This is a genomic window from Streptomyces viridochromogenes (assembly GCF_001270495.1).
Lineage (GTDB): Bacteria > Actinomycetota > Actinomycetes > Streptomycetales > Streptomycetaceae > Streptomyces > Streptomyces viridochromogenes_A.
Genome location: NZ_LGUR01000049.1, coordinates 1 through 4,632, shown reverse-complemented (window position 1 = coordinate 4,632; position 4,632 = coordinate 1). Strand labels below are relative to the sequence as shown.

The 4,632-nt window shown below is 72.0% G+C and carries 4 protein-coding genes; 1 reads left to right on the top strand and 3 read right to left on the bottom strand.

Going from position 1 to position 4,632, the window contains the following annotated elements:
- Positions 1-148 precede the first annotated feature (148 nt).
- From pfkB to ADK36_RS07990, 3 genes are all read right to left on the bottom strand, one after another.
- Entirely contained in the window at positions 149-1,096 is a 948-nt protein-coding gene (gene pfkB / locus ADK36_RS08000) for a 1-phosphofructokinase (RefSeq protein ID WP_048587532.1), read from the bottom strand.
- A 12-nt stretch (positions 1,097-1,108) separates the two neighbouring features.
- Positions 1,109-1,870: a DeoR/GlpR family DNA-binding transcription regulator gene (locus ADK36_RS07995; protein ID WP_048587531.1), complete on the bottom strand. Its 762-nt coding sequence runs from the start codon at positions 1,868-1,870 to the stop codon at positions 1,109-1,111.
- A gap of 257 nt (positions 1,871-2,127) precedes the next feature.
- Positions 2,128-3,585 (bottom strand): MFS transporter, encoded by a 1,458-nt coding sequence (locus tag ADK36_RS07990; RefSeq protein WP_199830132.1) that lies wholly within the window; start codon positions 3,583-3,585, stop codon positions 2,128-2,130.
- 222 nt (positions 3,586-3,807) lie between these two features.
- Here ADK36_RS07990 and ADK36_RS07985 point away from each other — a divergent pair.
- Positions 3,808-4,632: helix-turn-helix transcriptional regulator (locus ADK36_RS07985; RefSeq protein WP_053196846.1), on the top strand; the 825-nt coding region annotated here is incomplete at its 3' end.

The window sequence follows — 4,632 nt, the reverse complement described above, 5'->3', positions numbered from 1 at the left end:
GTGGGGGAGGCGGGGTTGGGGAAATCCCGCCTCCCCCGGGCGGCAGAGCGGCTCAGGAGGCCCTGCCGTCCGTTGGCGGGCGTGAGTAACGCCGAGCTTCGCCGCTGACGGACCGGATCGGCAAGAACTGTGGCAAACGCGACATTCGTCATGACGCCGGCTCCTTCAGTACGCGATCCACCGGCACCTCGGCCGTGACCGTCACCGCCGCCATGTCCAGGTCAGTCGGGGACGGCATCACGCTGCCGGGGAGCTGCACGGCCGCCGCGCCATGAGCGACCGCCGAGGCGAGGGCCTCCGGGCCGCTGCCTCCGGCGATCAGGAAGCCGGCCAGCGAGGAGTCACCGGCGCCGACATTGCTGCGTACGACATCCACGCGCGCGCTGCCGAACCAGGCGCCCGCCTCGTCCACGAGCAGCTGCCCGTCGGCGCCCAGGCTCGCCAGTACGGCACCCGCGCCCATCTCGCGCAGTTCCTCGGCGGCCTTCATCGCGTCGCCGACGGTGGCCAGGGGGCGCCCGACCGCTGCCGCGAGCTCCTCGGCGTTCGGCTTCACCACGTCGGGACGCTCGCGCAGGGCTTCGAGGAGGGCGCGCCCGGAGGTGTCGAGAGCGATCCGCGCGCCCCCCGCGTGCGCCCGGGCGACCACATCGGCGTACCAGGACGGCGCGAGCCCGCGCGGCAGACTGCCGCAGCAGGCGATCCAGTCGGCGTCGCGCGACTGCTCGCGGACCGTCTCCAGGAGCAGCTCCTGCTCGGCCGCGGACAGCTCGGGGCCGGGCGCGTTGATCTTCGTGAGCACCCCGTCCGACTCGGCGAGCGCGATGTTGGAGCGGGTGGCTCCGGCGACCGGGACCGGGGCGACCTCGATGCCCTGGGCGTCGAGCAGGTCGGCGACGAGCGCGCCGGGCGCACCACCGAGGGGCAGGACCGCGACCGTGCGCTGTCCGGCGGCCGCCACGGCGCGCGAGACGTTCACGCCCTTGCCGCCCGGGTCCATGCGCTCGCCGGTGGCGCGGATGACCTCGCCGCGGTCGAGGGACGGGACCTCGTAGGTGCGGTCCAGGGACGGGTTGGGGGTGACGGTGAGGATCATGCGCACTCGTTTCTAAACACACAGCACTTCCGTGCCGCCGCGCTCGATCGCGGTGGCGTCTTCGGGGCTCAGCCCGCTGTCGGTGATCAGCAGGTCCACGTCCCCCAGGTCACCGAAGCGGGCGAAGTGCTCCTGGCCGTGCTTGGAGGAGTCGGCGAGCAGCACCACGCGGCGGGCGGCGGCCACGGCCGCGCGCTTCACCGCCGCCTCGGCGAGGTCGGGGGTGGTCAGACCGTGCTCGGCGGAGAAGCCGTTGGCCGCGACGAACAGGACGTCGGCGCGGATCTCGCCGTACGCCCGCAGCGCCCAGGCGTCCACGGCGGCGCGCGTACGGTGCCGTACGCGCCCCCCGACCAGGTGGAGCTGGATGCCGGGGTGGTCCGCGAGGCGGGCCGCGATGGGCAGGCTGTGCGTGACGACGGTGAGGGAGGCCTCCAGCGGCAGCGCGGCGGCGAAGCGGGCCACCGTCGTACCGGCGTCGAGGATCACCGTGCCCTCGGTGGGCAGCTCGGCGAGTGCCGCCTTCGCGACGCGGTCCTTCTCGTCGGCCGCCGTCGACTCGCGCTCGGCGAGGTCCGGCTCGAAGTCCAGACGCCCGGCCGGGATCGCACCGCCGTGCACCCGGCGCACGAGTCCGGCGCGGTCGAGGGCCTTCAGATCCCGGCGGATCGTCTCCGCCGTCACCTGGAACTCCTCGGCCAGCGACAGGACGTCCACTCGGCCGCCGTCACGAGCAAGCCGGAGGATCTCCTGCTGTCGCTCCGGTGCGTACATGTCCGTTCGCCTCCGAACTGTGCCCGAACTTGTGGTTTCGCTGGGAGGCTACGCCCGGATTTCCGGAAAGTAAACAGGTTCGGGCTCAATCGGGCATGATCGGGCCTCCGGCATGGGGGGATCGGGCTTCCGACCTGGGAGGCCGGGCATCTGACCTGGGAGGCCGGGCTTCCGATATGGGAGGCCGGGCTTCCGATATGGGGAGTACGGAAACGCTGAAGGGCCCGGCACCGAAGTGCCGGGCCCCTCCCCCGCCCTCAGCCCGCCAGCGCGGGCTCCTTCTCCGGCGTCGGAGACGGCGACGCATCCTCGGCCGCGCCCTCGATGTGCTGCGCCGGGCGCTTCGGCAGCGCGAACATCAGCAGGAAGATGACGCCCATCACCGCGGCGACCCAGCCCAGCGCGTGCTGGAAGCCGTCCGCGAAGGCCATGCCGGCCGCCGTGCGCTCCGTGGCCTCGGCCAGCCGGTCGTCCACGACGCCGAAGAAGACCACCGAGACCAGGCCGAGGCCGAGCGCGTTGCCCATCTGCTGCACGGTGTTGATGAGGCCCGACGCCGAACCGGCGTGCTCGCGCGGCACCTCCGACAGGATCGCGTCCGTCAGCGGGGCCACGATCAGGCCCATGCCGACGCCCATGACGACGAGCGGCAGGGCCATCTGCCAGGGGGCGATGGACAGCCCGTAGTGGGCGGACTCCCAGATGTAGAGCAGGACGCCGATCGCCATCACCAGCGCGCCCGCCTGGAGCACCTTGCGGCCGAAGCGCGGGACCAGCTTCTGGACGGACATCCCGGCCGCCATGGATACGGCGATCGAGAACGGGATCCCGGTGAGACCGGCCTTGAGCGGCCTCCAGCCCAGGCCGAACTGCATGTACAGCGTCCAGACGAGGAAGAAGATGCCGAGCGCCACGCCGAAGACGGTCTGCACCGCGATGCCCGCCGCGAAGCTCTTCACCTTGAACAGCGACAGTTCGACGAGCGGGGAACCGTCGCGGCCGGCCTTCCGCCTCTCGTACGCCACCAGCGCCGCGAGGACGACGAGGGCGCCGGCCATCGACACGTACCCCCACAGCGGCCAGCCCAGCTCGCGGCCTCGGGTCAGCGGGTAGAGCAGCATCAGCAGGCCGAGCGTGACGAGCGCGACGCCGACCAGGTCCAGCTTCAGCGCCTTCGGCGCCTTGGACTCGGTGATGTAGCGGCTGCCGAGGATCAGGCCCGCTATACCCACCGGGAGGTTGATCAGGAAGATCGGGCGCCATTCGAGGCCGAAGAGGTTCCACTCCGTCAGGAGTGCGCCGAGCAGGGGCCCGGTGACCGCCCCGAGACCGACGACCGCGCCGAACAGGCCGAAGACCTTGCCGCGTTCGTGCGCCGGGAAGGTGGCGTGCACGATCGACAGGACCTGCGGGACCATCAGCGCCGCCATCGCGCCCTGGAGGATGCGGGAGGCGACCAGCATCTCCGGGTTCGCGGCGAATCCGCACAGGGCCGAGGCGAGGGTGAAGCCGCCGATGCCGATCAGGAACAGCCGCTTGCGGCCGTGTATGTCGCCGAGACGCCCGCCCGTGATCAGGCCGGCGGCGAACGCGAGTGCGTAGCCGGCGGTGATCCACTGAATCTGGCTGAAGGTCGCGCCGGCGTCGCGCCGGATCGACGGGATGGCGATGTTGACGATCGTGACGTCGACCAGGTCCATGAAGGCCGCGGTCATCACGATCGCCAGGGCGAACCAGCGGCGGCGGTCGCCTGCGGTGGGCTCCGCCGGTTCGGCGGGCTCGGCTTGCTCGGCGAGGGGTGCGCTGGGGTGGGTCACGGCGTGGGGCACGGCGTGGGTCACGGGGTCGGTCCCCGCTGAGGTCCTTGAGGTCATGGAAGGAAGTCAACGGCCTGATTAGGTCAGACAGTGTCCTAGTTGTGCGGCATCCTCGGAATCATGACGACGGATACTCCGGCACGGCTTCTGACGCTCCTCTCCCTTCTCCAGACGCCCCGTGAATGGCCCGGCGGTGAGCTCTCCGAGCGGCTCGGCGTGTCCCGGCGTACGGTGCGGCGGGACATCGACCGGCTGCGGGAGCTGGGGTATCCCGTCCAGGCGACCAAGGGGGCCGACGGCGGCTACCGGCTCGTCGCGGGCAAGGCGATGCCGCCGCTCGTCCTCGACGACGAGGAGGCCGTGGCGATCGCGGTCGGGCTGCGGGCCGGGGCCGGGCACGCGGTCGAGGGGGTGGAGGAGGCGTCCGTGCGGGCGCTGGCGAAACTGGAGCAGGTGCTGCCGTCGCGGCTGCGGCACCGGGTGTCCACCTTGCAGGCCGCTACGACGCCGCTGACCAGTGGGGACGGGGCGAGTATCGCGCCCGAGACGCTGACGGTGATGGCGTCGAGTGTGGCGGGGCGGGAGCGGTTGCGGTTCGCGTACCGGTCGGGGGATGGGGCGGAGTCGCGGCGGCTGGTGGAGCCGTATCGGCTGGTGTCGACGGGGCGGCGTTGGTACCTCGTCGCGTACGACCTCGATCGGGACGACTGGCGGACGTTCCGGGTTGACCGGGTGAGTGAGCCGTTCGCCACGGGGGCGCGGTTCGCTCCGCGGGAGTTGCCGACGGGGAGCGCGGCGGAGTATCTGCGGCAGTCGATGTGGCGGCGGCAGGAGACGTATGAGTTTTCCGTGACGTTCTCGGCGCCTGCGGAGTTTGTGGCGGCTCGGCTGCCGGGGTGGTTGGGGGTGCCGGAGCCGGTGGGTGACGGGGGGCGGTGCCGGCTG

What these genes read in the sequence shown, in the direction of transcription:
- ADK36_RS07995 (WP_048587531.1), bottom strand. Translation starts at nt 1,870, where the DNA reads ATGTACGCACCGGAGCGACAGCAGGAGATCCTCCGGCTTGCTCGTGAC.
- ADK36_RS07990 (WP_199830132.1), bottom strand. Translation starts at nt 3,585, where the DNA reads ATGACCGCGGCCTTCATGGACCTGGTCGACGTCACGATCGTCAACATC.
- pfkB (WP_048587532.1), bottom strand. Translation starts at nt 1,096, where the DNA reads ATGATCCTCACCGTCACCCCCAACCCGTCCCTGGACCGCACCTACGAG.